At 76.0% G+C, this 16,926-nt stretch carries 12 protein-coding genes; 9 read left to right on the top strand and 3 right to left on the bottom strand.

Features of this window, described 5'->3' with window-relative positions:
- Positions 1 to 146 precede the first annotated feature (146 nt).
- The 5 genes from HNP84_RS55845 (at position 147) to HNP84_RS03740 (ending at position 8,397) form a co-directional block, all read left to right on the top strand.
- Positions 147 to 1,046, top strand: coding sequence for an oxamate carbamoyltransferase subunit AllH family protein (locus tag HNP84_RS55845; protein ID WP_185047932.1), 900 nt, complete (start codon positions 147 to 149; stop codon positions 1,044 to 1,046).
- A gap of 23 nt (positions 1,047 to 1,069) precedes the next feature.
- A complete protein-coding gene (locus HNP84_RS03755; protein WP_185047931.1) occupies positions 1,070 to 2,500 on the top strand; it encodes an AllF/FdrA family protein in 1,431 nt (476 codons plus the stop codon).
- Positions 2,497 to 3,903: a YlbE family protein gene (locus HNP84_RS03750; protein ID WP_185047930.1), complete on the top strand. Its 1,407-nt coding sequence runs from the start codon at positions 2,497 to 2,499 to the stop codon at positions 3,901 to 3,903. The genes HNP84_RS03755 and HNP84_RS03750 overlap by 4 nt, the downstream gene beginning before the upstream one ends.
- Positions 3,904 to 4,085: 182 nt before the next feature.
- Positions 4,086 to 6,821 carry a protein kinase domain-containing protein gene (locus HNP84_RS54715; RefSeq protein ID WP_281396016.1) on the top strand — a complete coding sequence of 912 codons (2,736 nt, stop codon included), beginning with the start codon at positions 4,086 to 4,088 and terminating at the stop codon, positions 6,819 to 6,821.
- Positions 6,822 to 7,152: 331 nt separating this feature from the next.
- Positions 7,153 to 8,397 carry an MFS transporter gene (locus HNP84_RS03740; RefSeq protein WP_312923625.1) on the top strand — a complete coding sequence of 415 codons (1,245 nt, stop codon included), beginning with the start codon at positions 7,153 to 7,155 and terminating at the stop codon, positions 8,395 to 8,397.
- Here the strand turns inward: HNP84_RS03740 and HNP84_RS03735 are convergent.
- The 3 genes from HNP84_RS03735 to HNP84_RS03725 all read right to left on the bottom strand — a co-directional run bounded on the left by HNP84_RS03735 (position 8,372) and on the right by HNP84_RS03725 (position 13,271).
- Positions 8,372 to 9,967, bottom strand: a complete 1,596-nt coding sequence (locus tag HNP84_RS03735; RefSeq protein WP_185047929.1) for a bifunctional 3'-5' exonuclease/DNA polymerase — start codon at positions 9,965 to 9,967, stop codon at positions 8,372 to 8,374. The two genes, HNP84_RS03740 and HNP84_RS03735, sit on opposite strands and share 26 nt — an antisense overlap.
- Before the next feature lie 63 nt (positions 9,968 to 10,030).
- The gene (locus tag HNP84_RS03730; RefSeq protein ID WP_185047928.1) at positions 10,031 to 11,536 is read right to left on the bottom strand and encodes a metallophosphoesterase family protein; all 1,506 of its coding nucleotides are present in this window, start codon (positions 11,534 to 11,536) and stop codon (positions 10,031 to 10,033) included.
- Positions 11,537 to 11,660: 124 nt separating this feature from the next.
- On the bottom strand, positions 11,661 to 13,271 hold the full coding sequence (locus tag HNP84_RS03725; RefSeq protein WP_425586091.1) for an FAD-binding oxidoreductase: 1,611 nt from the start codon (positions 13,269 to 13,271) through the stop codon (positions 11,661 to 11,663).
- Between the two features lie 16 nt (positions 13,272 to 13,287).
- Between HNP84_RS03725 and HNP84_RS03720 the strand changes: the two genes are divergently transcribed.
- The 4 genes from HNP84_RS03720 (at position 13,288) to HNP84_RS03705 (ending at position 16,878) form a co-directional block, all read left to right on the top strand.
- Positions 13,288 to 13,863 carry a TetR/AcrR family transcriptional regulator gene (locus HNP84_RS03720; protein ID WP_185047927.1) on the top strand — a complete coding sequence of 192 codons (576 nt, stop codon included), beginning with the start codon at positions 13,288 to 13,290 and terminating at the stop codon, positions 13,861 to 13,863.
- The gene (locus HNP84_RS03715; protein ID WP_376771819.1) at positions 13,860 to 15,410 is read left to right on the top strand and encodes a glycerol-3-phosphate dehydrogenase/oxidase; all 1,551 of its coding nucleotides are present in this window, start codon (positions 13,860 to 13,862) and stop codon (positions 15,408 to 15,410) included. Before HNP84_RS03720 ends, HNP84_RS03715 begins: the two co-directional genes overlap by 4 nt.
- A 96-nt stretch (positions 15,411 to 15,506) precedes the next feature.
- Positions 15,507 to 16,463 carry a sucrase ferredoxin gene (locus tag HNP84_RS03710; RefSeq protein WP_312923622.1) on the top strand — a complete coding sequence of 319 codons (957 nt, stop codon included), beginning with the start codon at positions 15,507 to 15,509 and terminating at the stop codon, positions 16,461 to 16,463.
- A gap of 103 nt (positions 16,464 to 16,566) precedes the next feature.
- Positions 16,567 to 16,878, top strand: coding sequence for a WhiB family transcriptional regulator (locus HNP84_RS03705; RefSeq protein ID WP_093171423.1), 312 nt, complete (start codon positions 16,567 to 16,569; stop codon positions 16,876 to 16,878).
- Positions 16,879 to 16,926 lie beyond the last annotated feature (48 nt).

Below are 16,926 nucleotides of genomic sequence, written 5' to 3'. Positions count from 1 at the left end.
CTGACTGTTGGCAGCTTTTCCCGTACGGAGGTCGTAGAAGCTCGTTCTACCGTCGGGTTCAGGGTTCGCCGCGCGGGGGCAGGCATCCGTACGGGGCGCGAAGCACGCGCCCGACGTGCGCGAACCGCTGACGTCTTGGAGGTCTGGTGACCATTGGAACGCGCCCGAGGGCGCGGCGAGCCCCGGCGCGGGCGACCGCCCGTACGAACGTGTCCGGCGCCGCGAGCGCGGCGCTGCGTCCGGTCCTCGACTCGCCGCGCAAGCCCGCGCGCGTGCTGGCCGCCTTTCCGGCCGGGCTGTATCTGGAGGTCAGGACCGAACTCGAACCGCACGTGATCGCGGTGCTGACCGGCGAGGCCACCCGGCTGCCCAACGCCGTCGTCCTCGCCGGCGAGCTGCCCCGGGTGACCGTCGGCGACGAGGCGGTGGTCGGCGACGGCGCGATCGAGGTCGGCCGGATCAGCCTGCGCGCCCGCCGCTGGTGGAACCCGGCCCCGCCGCTCGGCTCCGCCGACCCCGCGCGCCTGGCCCAGGCCGCGCCCGCGATGGCGCAGATCTGCCGCGCCTCCTCGCGCCGCCCCGGCCTGGAGCACAACGGCGCCGCCGAGATGCTGGCCGACGGCTGCGTGACCGGCTCCCTGGTCGGCATGATCACCGCGGCCGAGCACCTCGTGGGCCTCGGCCCCGGGCTGACCCCGAGCGGCGACGACGTGCTGGCCGGGCTGATGGTGGCGCTGCGCCACCTCGGCCACGCCAGCGGCGCGCCCCGCGCGGTCTGGCTCGCCGACTGGCTGGCCGCCGCCGTCACCTTCGACGCGCGCACCCGCACCACGCCGATCTCGGCCACGCTGCTGCACTGCGCGGCGCGCGGCGAGGCGAGCCTGGAGGTGCTGGCCGTGCTGCGCGGCATCGCCGGCCGCCAGGCGCTGGAGCCCGCGCTCGCCCGGCTGCTCACCCTCGGCCACACCTCCGGGGCCGACCTGGCCTGCGGGCTGCGCATCGGCCTGGACGCGGTGCTCGGCCTGACCGCGGAACGGGCCGCTTGACCGCGCCCGGGGAGACGAACGTCATGAACGGCGACAACGGGGACGGCGAGCTGGTGCTCGTACGGGCCGGGGTGTACCACGACTCGGTCAGCCTGATGCGGGTCAGCCGGACCCTGAGCGCGATGCCCGGGGTGGATATCGCGATCGTGGCCATGGCCACCGAGCTGAACCTGGGCCTGGCGGCGGAACTCGGCTTCGCCGTGCCGCCGGCCGAGCCCGCCGACCTGCTGGTCGCGATCCGGGCCGCGGACGCCGCGGCGGCGTCGGCGGCGCGCGAGGAGCTGGACCGGCTGCTGGCCGCGCTGGGCCGCCCGGCCTCCTCCGGGCCGGGCGGCGCGGCCGATCCGCCCCGTACTGTGCGGGCCGCCGCCCGCGGCCACGACGCGACGCTCGCGCTGGTCTCGGTCCCCGGCGAGCACGCCTTCGCCGAGGCGCTGGACGCGGTGGAGGCCGGCCTGTCGGTGATGGTGTTCAGCGACAACGTGCCGGTGGAGCGGGAGATCGCGCTGAAGGAGCGCGCGGCGGAGCGCGGCGTGCTCGTCATGGGCCCCGACTGCGGCACCGCCGTGATCGGCGGGGTGGGCCTCGGCTTCGCCAACGTGCTGCGGCCGGGCCCGGTGGGCGTGGTGGCGGCCTCGGGCACCGGCGCGCAGCAGGTCACCTGCCTGCTGGACGAGGCCGGCGCCGGGGTGAGCCACGTGCTCGGCGTGGGCGGGCGCGACCTGTCCGCCGAGGTCGGCGGGCGCTCCACGCTGCGCGCGCTCGCGGCCCTGGACGAGGACCCGGCGACCGAGCTGATCGTGCTGATCTCCAAGCCGCCCGCGCCCGAGGTCGCGGGCAAGGTGCGGGCCGCGGCCGAGAGGCTGGCGACCCCCGTGGTGACCGCGCTGCTCGACCCTTCCGGCGACGACCTGACCGCCGCGGCGGAGAAGGCGCTGCGCGCGCTGGGGGCCTCGGTGCCGTCCTGGCCCGCGTACCCGGCGCCCGGCGACCGGCCCGGCGCCTACCCCGGCGGCCTGTACGGGCTGTACTCCGGCGGCACGCTGTGCACCGAGGCACGGTTCCTGGCCGGCCGGGGCGAGTTCACCGACTTCGGCGACGACGCCTACACCCGGGGCCGGCCGCACCCCATGATCGACCCAGCGCTGCGCCTGGAGGCCCTGGCCGCGGTGCCCGGGGGCGCGGTGGCGCTGCTGGACGTGGTGCTCGGGCACGCCGCCGACCCCGACCCGGCCGCCGCGCTCGCCCCCGCCGTCGCGGACGCCGTGGCCCGGGGCACGGCCGTCGTGGTCGCGCTGATCGGCACCGCGGGCGACCCGCAGGGCCGCGACCGCCAGGTGGCCGCGCTCACCGGCGCGGGCGCCTCGGTCTTCGCCTCGAACGCCGAGGCCGCGAGGTACGCAGTGTCTCTCCTCGGCCCCGGCGAGGGGCAGCAGACGGGAGGGGTTCGATGACGCCGGCGCTGCTCGGGCGGGAGCCCGTGGTGATCACCGTCGGGGCGGAGCCGCTGGGCGAGGCGCTGGACGCGCAGGCCGTGCCGCGCGTCCCGGTGGCCTGGAGGCCGCCGATGGCCGGCACCGCCGCCGCGCTTGACACGGTGCTGGCCGACCCGCGCCGGGAGCGGGCCAACGCGCTCGCCGTGGACCGGATGACCTCGGCGCGCCCGCAGCTCGTCGGCGTGCGCCCGGCGCGCGAGGTGCTGGGGCTCACGCCCGGCGCGTTCCTGCACGCCGGGCCGCCGATCACGTGGGAGCGCGCCTCGGGCCCGATGCGGGGCGCGCTGGTCGGCGCGATGCTGCTGGAGGGGCTGGCCCGCGACCCGCAGGACGCCGAGCGGCGGCTGGCCGCGGGCGAGGCGTCCCTGGAGCCCTGCCACCACCACCGCACGGTGGGGCCGATGGCCGGGGTGGTCAGCCCGTCGATGTGGATGTTCGAGGTGCGCGACGCCGAGCACGGCGGCGTGGCGTACTGCTCGCTGAACGAGGGCCTGGGCAAGGTGCTGCGCTACGGCGCGTACGGCCCGGAGGTGCTGGAGCGGCTGCGCTGGATGGGCGCGGTGCTCGGCCCGGTGCTCGCGGCGGCGCTGGCCCGCTCCGGGCCCGTCGATCTGCGCGCGCTGACCTCCCAGGCGCTGCAGATGGGCGACGAGCTGCACAACCGCAACCGCGCCGCCACCTCGCTGCTGGTCCGCGAGATCGCCCCCGCCGTGGTCGAGGCGTCGCCGGAGCACGCGGCGGAGGTGCTGCGCTTCATCAACGGCAACGACCACTTCTTCCTGAACCCCGGGATGGCCGCGTGCAAGGTGAGCGCCGACGCGGCGCGGGGCGTGCCGGGGTCGTCGATGGTGGTGGCGATGGCGCGCAACGGCACCGACTTCGGCATCCAGGTCTCCGGCCTGGGCGACCGCTGGTTCACCGGACCGGCCGGGGTGCCCGACGGGCTGTACCTCGGCGCGTACGGGCCGGACGACGCCAACCCCGACATCGGCGACTCCACGATCACCGAGACGGCCGGGCTGGGCGGGTTCGCCATGGCCGCCGCCCCGGCGATCGTCCGGTTCGTGGGCGGCGACGTGTCCGACGCGACGGCCGCGACCCGGTCGATGTACGAGATCACGCTGGCCGAGCACCCGGCGTACCAGATTCCGGGGCTGGGGTTCCGCGGCACGCCGGTCGGGATCGACGTCGCGCTGGTGGCGCGCACCGGCCTGCTGCCGGTGGTCAACACCGGCATCGCCGGGCGGGTGGCGGGCACCGGCCAGGTGGGCGCGGGCCTGGTGAGCCCGCCGGCGTCGGCCTTCACCGAGGCGCTGGCCGCACTCGCCGACGCCGTTGATCGCGGTTCACAAGATCGGTAAGTGGCAGCAAATGCCGCAGTTCCCGGCAAGTTAACTTTTCGCCGTTTGCCATCCCGTAACCTACCGATCCCCATTACCATCCCGATAGCGTGGCCACCCTCGCAATCTGCACGAATCGCGGCTCATGTCGTGGGGCCTGAGAGACGGATGGGTCGGTTGGGACTGGATATAGGGGCCGTCGTATGACAGATCGCTTGCTCGGCGATCCCTCCGCGCCGGAGGGCCGCGACGCGGCCCGGGGAGTCCCCGACGGCCAGGGCAGACTGGTCGGCAGGCGCTACCGTCTGCTGTCGCCGGTCGGCCGTGGCGGCATGGGCATGGTGTGGCACGCCCACGACGTGCTGCTCGACCGCGACGTCGCGGTCAAGGAGCTGATCCTGCCCTTCGGCCTGGACCACTCGGGCAAGCAGGTCGCCCACCGGCGCATGATGCGCGAGGCCCGCTCGGCCGCGCGGCTCAGCCACCCCGGCATCGTCACCGTCCACGACGTCGTGGAGGAGGACGGCCGTCCCTGGATCGTGATGGAGCTGGTCCGCGCCTGGTCTTTGGAGCAGGCCGTGCGCACCAACGGGCCGCTGTCGGTCCTCCAGGCCGCCGAGATCGGCATCCGGGTGCTGGACGCGCTCAGGCACGCGCACGCCGCCGGCATCCTGCACCGCGACATCAAGCCCGGCAACGTCCTGCTGACCACCGACCGGGTCGTGCTCACCGACTTCGGCATCGCCGCCATCGAGGGCGACGTCACCATCACCCAGACGGGCCTGCTCATGGGCTCGCCCGCGTACATCCCGCCGGAGCGGCTGCAGGGCCACTCCATCACCCAGGCCGCCGACCTGTGGTCGTTCGGCGCCACCCTGTACGCCGCGGTCGAGGGCCGCCCGCCGTACGAGGGGCCGGACGCCGTGGCCGTGCTCGGCGCGGTGCTCACCCAGGAGCCCTCGCGCCCCGAGCGCGCCGGCGCCCTGCTGCCGGTGATCGAGGGCCTGCTGCGCAAGAACCCCGCCGACCGCATCTCCGCCGAGCAGGTCGCCGACCTGCTGGAGCGCATCCTGCGCACACACGGCTCCACCGCCGCGGGCCACACCACCGGCTCCCACGGCGTGCCCGTGGCGCCGCATCCCGCCGACTCCTACGCCCAGTACGCCGACCCGCTGGCCAAGACCGGCGACGCCCTGCCGGTGCACCTGATGCCGCCCCTCGACCCGCCGCCCGGCCCGATGCCGTCGCGGATCATCGAGACGCCCTCGGGCCCGGTGCGGGTGCCGTACGACCCGGGATCGGGCGGCTACGAGACCCCCTCCCGGCGCTCCCCCGCGGCCGAGACCACCGACGGCTACGGCAGGCCGGTGCCGTACGACCCGTTCTCCGGGCCGACCGGCACGTACAGCACCAACGCGATCCTGCGCCCCGTACAGCCGCTCGGCGCCCCCTACGACGCGATGAGCAGCCCTTCCGGCCCGCTGCCCACCACCGGCTACGACGCCTTCGGCAGCCCCTCCGGCCCCCAGCCCGGCACCGGCCCGCAACGCCACGACGACTTCGGCGGCCCGTCGGGACCTCACCGCTACGACGACTTCGGCGGCCCGTCCGGCCCTCAGCCGACGGCGCCCCCCGGCTTCGACGCGTTCGGCAGCACCTCCGGCCCGCAGCAGGCGGCCCCCGCCTTCGACGCGTTCACCGGCCCGTCCGGCCCTCACCCCGGCACCGGCGCCGGCCCACGACGGGCCCCCGGCCAGGACGCCGCGTTCGGCGGCCCGTCGGGCCCCCACCGCTTCGACGCCTTCGGCGGCCCGTCCGGACCCCAGCCGGCCGCGGCCCCCGGCTTCGACGCCTTCGGCAGCGCCTCCGGCCCGCAGACGCAGCCCCGGATGGGGGGAACGACCCCCGGGACGACCGCCCCGACCGGCCCCGGAGCGACCGGCGCTCCCCCGACCGGCCCCGGAGCGACCGGCGCTCCCCCGGCGGGCCGCATCAACAGCGGCGCCTTCGAGGCGATCCGCGCCGCCCGCGCCAACCGCGACCCGGGCTTCCCGGTCGGCGGCGACACGCGCCAGGCCGACCCCGGCACCCGCTCCGGCGGCACGGGCGGGCGCGGCGACGGCCCAGGCGCGCGTACGGGCGGAGCGCGGCGCACCGGCACGACCGGCGAGATCCCCCGCGTCGGCGCACGAGGCCGCGCGGCGGCCGAGGAGGGCCGCGCCAGGGGCGCCGCGAGGCGCGACGAGGGCCGTGCCCGCGGCGGCGGAAGGGGCGATTTCGGCAGGCCGCCCCGCCGCAGGCCGGACGGAGGGACCTGGTTCCGGCACGGCCGCCCGACCCCACGCCTGCTGCTGGCCGCGGCCGGCACGGCGGGCGCGGTGCTGCTGGCCGTGCTGCTCCTGCGGGCGGGCGGCTCGGGCGAGGAGCCCGCCCGGTTCACCTCCAGCGCCGCCCCGACCGCGCAGACCTCGCAGACCTCGCAGCAGCCGGTCAGCGGCACCGGCGAGGTGCCCGAGGGCTACAAGGCGCGCACCCAGATCGGCGTCACGGTCACGGTCCCCGAGGACTGGAAGGTGTCGGCGACCGACACCAAGGCGACGTTCAGCGACCCCGACGGGGGCCAGCAGACGATCACCGTGGAGAAGGCCCCCAGCGCCTCCGACGGCGGCCTGGCCACCCTCGGCGAGGAGCGCGAGAAGTCGGAGCTGGCGGAGTACATCCAGGTCCAGCTCCAGCCCGTCACCTGGGGCTCCTGGCGCGCGGCCGACTGGGAGTACACCCACACCCTCTCCAACGGCGTGCCCGCGCACACGCTCACCCGCTTCGTCACCGTGGACGCCGAACGCGCCTACAAGATCACCTTCTCCGCCCCGGACCTGAAGTGGGACGAGGGCGCCGAGATACGCGAAACCTTCTTCGCCGGCTTCACCCCCGCCTGACCCCGCTCCCGCCCCCGGCTTCCCGACCCCCGCCTGACCCGCTCCCGGCCCCAGCTTCCCGACCCCCGCCCGCCCCCGGCTTCCCGGCCCCCGCCTGACCCCGCTCCCGCCCTCGGATTCCCGGCTCCCGCCTGGCCCGCTCCCGGCCCCCACCTGACCCGGGATCCCTCGCTTCCCGGCCCCCGGCCTGACCCGCACCGGCCACCGTTTCCCCTTCGCCGGAAGGAAAACGCACGGCGGGAGGACTGGGGGGTTGGGGCGATGACACACTGCACTGGTGACGTTTGGGGCGGTTAGGGATGAAATCTCCGGGTCTCCTGATACGCGGAGAGTGCAGCGGCGGACGCTCGTGGTGCTCGCGGGGGCCCAGATCGTGGGCGGCGTCGGGGTCGCGGTCGGGCTGGCGCTGAGTTCGCTGCTGGTGTTCCGGCTGTCGGGGTCGGAGGCGATCAGCGGGCTGGCCGGGACGGCGACGGTGCTGGGCGCGGCCTCGCTGGCCGTGCCGACGGCCAAGGCGTCGGGGCGGGGCGGGCGGCGGGCGGGGCTCTCGCTCGCGTACGGCGCGGCGCTGGCCGGGTGCGTGATCAGCGTGGCCGCGATCGTGCTGGGGTCGTGGCCGCTGCTGCTCGCGGGGCTGGTCCTGGTCGGCGGCGGGAGCGCGGGCAACCTCGCCGCGCGCTACGCCGCGACCGACCTGTCCCCGCCGGGGCACTCGGCCCGGCACCTGTCGCTGGTGGTGTGGGCGGCGACCATCGGCTCGGTGGCGGGGCCGAACCTGGCGCAGCCCGCCGCGGACCTCGCGGGGGCGCTCGACGTCGTGCCGGAGGCGGGGCCGTTCACGCTGGCGGGGATCACGTTCGCGGTCGCCCTCGGCGTCGTGGTGCTCGGGCTGCGGCCCGACCCGCTGCTGCTGGCCCGCGCCACCGCGCGGACGGACGCGGCCTCGGGCCCCGGCGGGCGCGGGGAGCGGGCGCTGCGGCAGGCGTGGGAGGTGCTGCGCGCCTCGCGGGCGGCGCGGCTGGCGCTGCTGGCCATCGCGGTCAGCCACACCGCGATGGTGTCGGTGATGTCGATGACGCCGGTCCACCTGGACCACGGCGGGGCGAGCGTGTCGGTGATCGGCGTGGTGCTGAGCCTGCACATCGCCGGGATGTTCGTGCTGTCGCCGGTGGTCGGCTGGCTCGCCGACCGCGTGGGCCGGGTGCCGGTGCTGGTGCTCGGCATGGCGCAGCTCCTGGCCGCGGCGGCGCTGGCCGGCACCTCCGGCGAGCACGGCGTGGTGCAGATCACCGTCGGCCTGTTCCTGCTGGGGACGGGGTGGTCCTGCGGCCTGGTGGCGGGCTCGGCGATGCTGAGCGAGGCCGTGCCGATCGAGCGCCGCCCGGCCGTGCAGGGCCTGTCGGACCTGCTGATGAACGTGTGCGGGGCGAGCGGCACCGTGGTGGCCGGGGCGATCGTGGGCGGCCTGTCGTACGGCGCGCTGGGCGTCGCCGTGGGGGTCATGGTGGTGCTGTGCGCGGCCCGGCTGCTGACCTCGCCTGTTTCGCGGCCTATTTCGCGTCCGCGTAACACGTGACGGGCACGGCCTCCATGGGGAAGCGCACGGGCGTCGCGCCGAACAGCAGCCGGGTGGCCTCCTCGGCGGCGGCGCCCACCGCCGCGACGACCTCGGCGGCGAGGCCGGCCGGGCAGTGCACCATGACCTCGTCGTGCTGGAAGAACACCAGGCGGGCCGGCTCGGGCAGCCGGCCGCGCAGCACGGCCATCATGACCAGCGCCCACTCGGCGGCCGTGGCCTGCACCACGAAGTTGCGGGTGAAACGGCCCCGGTCGCGGGCCGCGCGGGCGCCCTCGGGGCCGGAGACCAGCTCGCGCCAGCGCGGCGACGGCGGCGGGGAGGTGCGGCCGAGCCAGGAGCGCACCACGCGGCCCTCCTCGCCGGCTCGGGCGGCGTCCTCGACGAACGCGTACGCCTGAGGGAAGCGCTGGCGCATCACGGCCAGCAGCTTGGGGGCGTCGCCGCTGGTGCCGCCGTACATGGCCGAGAGCATGGCGATCTTGGCGTGCTGGCGCTCGCCGCCGAACGCCTGGGCCAGCGCGGCGTACAGGTCGATCTCGCCCGCGGCGCGGGCCAGGCCACGATCGCCCGCCATGGCCGCGAGCACCCGGGGTTCGAGCTGCGCGGCGTCGGCGACGACGAGGGTCCAGCCCTCGTCGGCGACGACGACCCGGCGCATGACCTTGGGGATCTGCAGCGCCCCGCCGCCGCTGGTGGCCCACCGGCCGGACACGACGCCGCCCACGACGTACTCGGGGCGGAAGCGCCCGCCGCGCACCCACTGGTCGGCCCAGGTCCAGCCGTGGAAGCTGAACAGCCTGGCCAGCTCCTTGTACGCCAGCAGCGGCCCCACCGCCGGATGGTCCACGCCCTTCAGGACGTGGGAGCGGGTGGACGGGACGGACAGCCCGGCCGACTTGAACGCCTTGACGATCTGCTGCGGGGAGTCGGGGTTGACCGGGCGGCCGAAGGCGGCGCTCACCTCGTCGGCCAGCGCCTGCAGCTTGGCCGGGCGCATGCCGTGGACCGGGCGGGGGCCGAGCAGTCCGGTGAGCAGCTCGTCGTGGACGTCCTCGCGCCAGGGCATGCCGTCGTGGCTCATCTCGGCCGCGATCAGCGCGCCCGCGGACTCGGCGGCGACGAGCAGCCGGAAGCGGTGCGGGTCGGGGGTCTTGTCGATGCGCCGGAGCTGGTCGGCGTAGACCTCCTCGACGACGTCGATGGCGGGCACGGCGGGCCCCTCGGGCTCCGGCTCGAACAGCGTGGCCTGCGCGGGCCGGGCCCCGTCGTGCTCCTCGGGCACCGGCAGGCCGCGCAGCCGCGCGTACGCCGCCCGCGCCGATCTGGGCTCGCCGTACCGGCCCTCACTGGCGAGCAGCAGCCCCTCGGTCAGCGCGATGTCGTGGCAGCGGCCCAGGCGCACGCCGGCCGCGAGCAGCCCCGGGTAGACCTCGCCGGCGTCGGCCCACACCCAGCGCGGGCGGTCGCCCTCGCGCTCGCGCACCGCCGCGGCGAGGTCGGCCACGTGGCCCCCGGGACGCAGCTCGCCGCCCCCTCCGGCGGGATCGGCCGCCACCGCAACATGCACATCCCCAGGCTGCCATGAGGGTGTGACAGTCCGGCACGGCGGCGGGGGACGGCGGCAGGCGGCTCAGCGCAGCGGGATGCGCACCTCGTCCTCCATCGGGACCTCGATCTCCTGCGCCCGGCAGCCGGTGGCGGCGAAGCAGCGGATGACCAGCTCCGCGGGCGTGACCGCGATGTGCAGGAAGCTCTTGAAGAACGGCGGGGTGTCCCAGTCGGACAGCTCGGAGAGGTAGCGGTGGAACGCCCGGCCCACCGGCAGGCGCAGCGGCATCGGCCACGCCCCGAGCAGCCGCGCCGCCCAGCGCATGCGCCGGGTGATCCGCACCTGGCGCGAGACCGGGCGCACCGGATCGTTGCCGATCCGCTCCCGCATGATCGCCGCGGCCTCCTCCGGGCTCAGGTAGAGCCAGCGCATGCGCAGCCTGCGGCTGTAGAGCAGGCTGTAGAAGGACAGCGAGTCGCCGCGCAGGGGGTAGCAGCGGAAGTCGTCCTCGCGCACGCCCCCGACGTCCACCCGGCCGATCGTGTGGGTGGCGTGCATGAACGCCCCGGCGCCGCCGGAGACGATGTACTGGATGGTGCGCCCGCCGACGTCCACCGGGTAGCGCTGGTAGTTGTGCACGTCGCCGCCGATCGCGGCGACGTAGTTGTGGGCCGGGTCGCGCACGATGTCGTCCACGGTGCCGCCGCCCTCGATCGGGCCCGGCCTGCGCTCGTTGCGGACGTACAGCGGCTTGCCGGTGATGAGCAGCTTGGGGCGCGGGTCGGCGGACACCCGGCGCAGCCAGGCGCCCTGGTCGCGGTCGATCGCGCCGGTGATGCCGGTGTCGATGGCCACGATGAGCAGGCTCTCGGTCTCCATCACCCAGTACGGCCCCGGCTGCACCGCCCGCTGCTCCGGCCGGCCGCGTAACGCCCGCGCCTCGGCGAGGAGGTCCTCGTCGATCGGCTCCGGGCGGCGCCACAGCAGCCCGCGCAGGCCGCGCGGCGAGAGGCTGAAGCCCTCCTTCTGCACCTCCAGCGGGGGCGCCTCGCAGAAGACCCGCATGAAGCCGCCGAGCCCGTCGTACCAGTCGTGGTTGCCGGGGATCGCGTAGATCGGCCGGGGATAGTCCTGGTAGGGGCGGAAGAACTTCGCGCCGTACTCGTTGCCGGAGCCGGTGGGGTAGACCACGTCGCTGGCGACGACCGCGAAGTCGGTGCCGGCGCCGACCTTCAGCATGCCGGGCACCACGGCGTACTGGGACGCGTCGCCCTCGCCGGGGTCGCCGAGCAGCAGGAAGGAGAACTCCGGGCCGACGCCGGGGTCGATGCGGCAGCCGGGGTCGGCCCCGCGCGCCCGCTGCGCCTCCATCCAGCGCCGCCGCACCTCGCCGGACGGGTCGCCGAACAGCCCGGCCAGGATCTCGTTGCGGGAGCGCCACAGCGTGGCCGGGTTCAGCCAGCTGAAGCTCTCGTTGCCCGGCTGCAGGTCGCGGAACGAGCCGACCTCGGCGCAGGCCCACCCCGCGCCCTCCTCGGACACCCGTGAGGACGCCTGCCTACCGCGCTCCGCCGCGACTTCGACCATGGTCATATCTTCGCCGGGACGCCCCCGGCCGCGCGACCGATTCCCGGTCAAGAAGCCGGGAGAAGCGCGTCAGGGAACGCCGGGGATCACCAGGGATCGCCAGGGGACGCCGGTGACGAGGGCGTCAGGGGACCAGCACGCCCGGGTTGAGCACGCCCGCCGGGTCGAGGCGTTCCTTGACCGCGCGCAGGATCTCCACGCCCACCTCGCCGATCTCGGCGGCGTACGCGGCCAGGTGGTCGCGGCCGACGCCGTGGTGGTGGGAGATCGTGCCGCCCGCCGCGACGATCGCCTCGTTCGCCGCCCGCTTCGCCCGGGCCCACTCCCCCACCGGGTCGGGGCCCTGGGCGGTGACGACGGTGAAGTACAGCGAGGCGCCGGTCTCGTACACGTGCGAGATGTGGCACATGACCAGCGGCGAGCCGAGCGCCTCGCGCAGCGCCGCGCGTACGGACTCGTACAGGGCGGGCAGCGCGGACCAGAACCCGGCCGTCTCCAGGGTCTCGGCCGTGGCGCCCGCGGCGAGCAGCGCGTCGCGCAGGTAGGGCGCGGAGTAGCGCCCGCGCGCCCAGCCCTCGCCCGGCTCGGGGCCCAGGGGCTCGCCCCCGTACGCCGACAGCGCCGCGGCGGTCCGCTCGCGGGCGGCGGCGACGTCCTCGGGCGTGGCGCCCTCGTGCCCGGCCACCAGCAGGCAGCCCGCGCCGGGGCCGCCCTCGCCCAGCTCGTCCGGCCTGGCCAGGCCCACCATGGTCTCGGTCTCGTCGGACAGGCGCAGCACCGCGGGCAGGCGCCCGCCGCCCTGGGCGAGCGCGCGCACGGCCCGCGCGCCCTCGGTGAAGGACCCGAACCGCCACCCCTCGTACGCCGCCGCCCCCGGCCGGCGCCGCACCCGCAGCCGCAGCGAGGTGATCACGCCGAACGCGCCCTCCGACCCCAGCACGAGCTGGCGCAGGTCGGGCCCGGCGGCCGAGCGTGGCGCGCGGCCGAGGTCGAGGGTGCCGCGCGGGGTGGCCACGGTCAGCCCGGCCACCATGTCGTCGAAGCGGCCGTAGCCGGCCGACGCCTGGCCGCTGGACCTGGCCGCGGCGAAGCCGCCCAGGGTGGCGTACTCGTAGGACTGCGGGAAGTGGCCCAGCGTCAGGCCGTGCGCGCCGAGCAGCCGCTCGGCGTCCGGGGCGCGCAGCCCGGGTTCCAGCTCGGCCAGCATGGACTCCTCGTCCACCGCGACCAGCCGGTCCAGGCGGCGCAGGTCCAGCGCGATCACCCCGGCGAAGCCGCCGCGCTCGGGGGCGAGCCCGCCCACCACCGAGGTGCCGCCGCCGAAGGGCACCACCGCGATCCGGCGCCCGGAGCACAGGGCGAGCACCCGCTCCACCTCGGCGTGCGAGCCGGGGCACACCACCGCGTCGGGCGCGTCGGAGCCGTCGCCCCGCCGCATCCGGATCAGGTCGGGGGTGGACTTGCCGCGCGTGTGGCGGACCCGGGCCTCGGCGTCGTCGCGCACGTGCTCGGCGCCCACGGCGGCGCGCAGCTCCTCCAGGGCGCCGGCGCCGAGCGCGACCGGCGGCAGGCGCACCTCGTCCAGCCCGGCGGCGGGAGCGGCGGGCGCGCGCACGCCCAGCAGCGCCTCCAGCAGCTCGCGCACCGGCTCCGGCAGCGGGGCCTCCTTCTCGGGCTCGCCCCAGCCGCGCCACAGCATCTCGGGCCGCTCCGCCCGTCCCGGGTCATCCGCCATGACTACACTGTTACATATGACGTCCATCCGTCACAATCCGGGTCCGCAGCGCCCGCACGCGGACGCCGTGCTCGACGCGGCGCGGGCGTGCGTGCTGGCCGTCGGCGTGCGCCGGACCACGCTGACCGACGTGGCCAGGCGCGCCGGGCTGTCCCGCATGACGATCTACCGGCACTGGCCCGACGTGCGCGCCCTGGTGGCCGACCTGATGACCCGCGAGTGGACCGCGGTCACGGCCGGGGTGCGGGCGGAGGACCCGGTCGAGGCGGTGGTGGCGGGCGTGCGGGCGCTGCGCGCGCACCCCCTGTGGCGGAAGATCGTGGAGGTGGACCCCGAGCTGCTGCTGCCGTACCTCATCGACCGGCGCGGCGCGAGCCACGAGGCGATGCTGGCCACGATCGAGGAGATGCTGGCGGCGGGGCAGGCGAGCGGGCGGGTGCGCCCCGGGCGCACGGCGCCGATGGCCCGCGCGGTGCTGCTCACCGCGCAGTCGTTCCTGCTGTCCGCCCCCACGATGACCGACCCCGCGGTCTCGCTCGGCGACCTCGACGCCGAGCTGACCGCGCTCCTGGAAGGGTACGTGCGGCCGTGATCACACCCCCCGAGGGCACCTCGCTGAACGCGGCCAGGCGCGAGCGCGAACTGGCCGAGGCGCGCGAACTGGTGGCCGACGTGCTCGTCGTCGGCCTCGGCGCCACCGGCGCGGGCGCGGCGCTCGACGCGGCCTCCCGCGGCCTGTCCGTGGTCGCCATCGACGCGCACGACCTGGCCTTCGGCACCTCGCGGTGGAGCTCGAAGATGATCCACGGCGGGCTGCGGTACCTGGCGAAGGGCCAGGTGGGGGTGGCCCGCGAGAGCGCGGTGGAGCGCGGAATCCTGCTCGCGCGCACGGCGCCGCACCTGGTCCGGGCGTTCCCGTACCTGCTGCCGCTCACGCCCGGCGTCCCGCCGGGCAAGGCCGCCACGGTGATGGCCGGCTACGCGCTCGGCGACGCGCTGCGGGCCGCCGCCGGCACGCCGCGCCGCCTGCTGCCGGGGCCGTCGGCGATCGGGGCGGAGCGGGCGCTGGCGCTCGCCCCGCCGCTGCCCCGGCGGGGGCTGCGCGGGGCGCTGCTGTCCTGGGACGGCCGGCTGGCCGACGACGCGCGCCTGGTCGTCGCGCTGGCCAGGACCGCCGCCGGGTACGGCGCGCGGGTGCTCACCCGGTGCCGCGCGCTGGCCCTGTCCGGCGAGGGCGCCGAGGTCCGGGACGAGCTGACCGGCGCGGTCTTCGCGATCAGGGCCAGGGCGGTGGTCAACGCGGCCGGGGTGTGGGCGGGCGGGCTGGCGCCCTCGGTGGAGCTGCGCCCCTCGCGCGGCACGCACCTGGTGCTGCGCCCCGGCACCCTGCCCGGCCTGCGGGCGGGCCTGCACGTGCCGGTTCCGGGGACGGCCAACCGGTTCGCGCTGGTGCTCCCGCAGCCGGACGGGCGCGTGTACGTCGGCCTGACCGACGAGCCGCTGGACGGCCCGGTCCCGGACGTGCCCGAGCCCCCCGAGGAGGACGTGCGGTTCCTGCTGGAGCTGCTGGGCACGGTGCTGGAGTCCCCGGTGCCGCGCGGGGAGGTCGCGGGGGCGTACGCGGGGCTCCGGCCGCTGCTGGCGGGCAACGGGGCGCGCACGGCCGACCTGTCGCGCCGGCACGCGGTGCTCGCCTCGCCCGAAGGCGTGGTGACGGTGGTCGGCGGGAAGCTGACGACGTACCGGCGGATGGCGCAGGACGCGGTGGACCGCGCCGTGGCCCTCAGCGGCCTTCAGGCGGGCGCGAGCCGCACGGCCCTCCTCCCACTGGTCGGCGCGCCCGCGGGGCCCCTGAGAGGCCCCTGGGCCCCGCCGAGGCCCATGGACGCGCGCACGGCGCGCCTCGCGGCCCTGTACGGCACCGAGGCCCCGGCGGTGCTCGCCCTGAGCGAGGCCGACCCCGCGCTCGCCGAGCCGGTCGTGCCCGGCCTCCCGGTGACCCGGGCCGAGCTGGTCTGGGCGGTGCGCCACGAGGGCGCGCTCGACGCCGCCGACCTGCTGGACCGCCGCACCCGCATCGGCCTGGTGCCCGAGGACCGCGCCGCCGCCCTCCCCGCCGCCCGAGCCGCGCTCGCCTGACCCCCGGGCCGCGCCGCCCGATCGCTGCGTTTGCGCAACCGCTCCCCCAGACGTTAGGTTAGGGTTACCTAAGTCGAGGTCGGAAAGGGGACGACGGTGTCCGAGGGGCAGGGGGAGCGAGCGGCCGGGGAACCGGTGACGTTCAGGGGATGCACCCACCCGCCCTCGTGCCACACCGGCGAGGCGCCCGTTCTGGCCAGCGCCACCACCAAGGCCCGCTACTGGCTCCTGATCGAGCACAACGGCCCCTGGGCGGCGCAGGTCCCCGACACCCGGATGCCCGGCCACATGGCGGCGCTCATCGAGCGGGCCACCGCGCTGGGCATCCGCACGCAGCTCATCCGGCGCCCGGGACGGCGGCCCCGCGCGGAGGGGCGAGAGGTCCATGTGCTATTGGCGTACGGCGTCGGGCCCGCTCCGTGGCTGGCCGAGGGCGTTTTCGCTGATCCGGACGATCTTGACCTGGACGCGCTCGTGCACGGAGTGGTCCCGGAGTCCTGCATACTGGTGAGCGAGCCGGTATTTCTGGTCTGCACGCACGCAAAGCGCAACGCGTGTTGTGCCCGCATTGGACAGCCTCTGGCCCGACTCCTGGGGGAACGCCTCCCGGAATCGGTGTGGGAAACGTCACACGTTGGCGGCGATCGATACGCCGCCAACCTGGTGTGCTTGCCACACGGGCTTTACTACGGCAGCATGTCTGGGGCCGCCGCGATCGCGGCGGCTGACGCGTACCGGCACGGCGAGGTGGTTCTCGACCGTTACCGGGGACGCGCGGGCATCCCTGAGCCACTGCAGGCCGCTGAGCATTTCGTCCGTGAGCGTACGGGGGAACTCTCGGTCGGCGGAGTGGCCGTGGAATCCTCGAGGGCGGACGGCGACGTCACCGAAGCGGTAGTGCGCTCCGGCGACGTCCGGGTCCGGGTTGTGGTCGAACCGGTGGCGTTCCAAGCGCCGTGCGGTACGGCTTGCGCCGAAACGATCACGACCTACCGGCTGGTTTCGCTGGACAGGCTGGAGCCTGTGCGGTATGCCACGCCGGTCCTGACCTGACACCCGGGAACAACCACGGCCGTTCCACGCGTTGCAAACAGGGACGTCACAAGCGTCCAATGCGGCACAAACACGAAATACCTCTCACTAAGGTGGTTGTCTCATGTCTCAGGTACGTCGGCAGATCGCCCGCCCGCGGCCCAGTTGGGGCTGGCAGGATGATGCCGCGTGCCGGGGTGAGGACCTCGTACTCTTCTTTGGCCCCGACGGTGAGCGTCAGCCGGAACGGGACATCCGCGAGCGCAAGGCCAAGGCCATCTGCGCCCAGTGTCCGGTCCGCGCCGAGTGCCTCGACTACGCCCTGTCCCGGCCGGAGAAGTACGGCACCTGGGGCGGGCTGAACGAGGACGAGCGCGCCTCGGAGCGCCGTCGTCGTATGCGCCGCGCCGCCAGCGCCGGCATCAGCGCCGCCTGATCCCCCTTCACCCCGCACACCCCCGCCGCGCGCGTGATCTCGCCGATC

The organism is Thermocatellispora tengchongensis (genome assembly GCF_014202315.1).
Lineage (GTDB): Bacteria > Actinomycetota > Actinomycetes > Streptosporangiales > Streptosporangiaceae > Thermocatellispora > Thermocatellispora tengchongensis.
The sequence above is the reverse complement of the archived record's forward strand: the minus strand, read 5'-3'. Positions and strand labels throughout refer to the sequence as shown.

Coding starts and splice junctions, on each gene's coding strand:
- HNP84_RS03755 (WP_185047931.1), top strand. CDS start 1,070: ATGAACGGCGACAACGGGGACGGCGAGCTGGTGCTCGTACGGGCCGGG.
- HNP84_RS03750 (WP_185047930.1), top strand. CDS start 2,497: ATGACGCCGGCGCTGCTCGGGCGGGAGCCCGTGGTGATCACCGTCGGG.
- HNP84_RS54715 (WP_281396016.1), top strand. CDS start 4,086: ATGACAGATCGCTTGCTCGGCGATCCCTCCGCGCCGGAGGGCCGCGAC.
- HNP84_RS03730 (WP_185047928.1), bottom strand. CDS start 11,536: ATGGTCGAAGTCGCGGCGGAGCGCGGTAGGCAGGCGTCCTCACGGGTG.
- HNP84_RS03725 (WP_425586091.1), bottom strand. CDS start 13,271: ATGGCGGATGACCCGGGACGGGCGGAGCGGCCCGAGATGCTGTGGCGC.
- HNP84_RS03720 (WP_185047927.1), top strand. CDS start 13,288: ATGACGTCCATCCGTCACAATCCGGGTCCGCAGCGCCCGCACGCGGAC.
- HNP84_RS03705 (WP_093171423.1), top strand. CDS start 16,567: ATGTCTCAGGTACGTCGGCAGATCGCCCGCCCGCGGCCCAGTTGGGGC.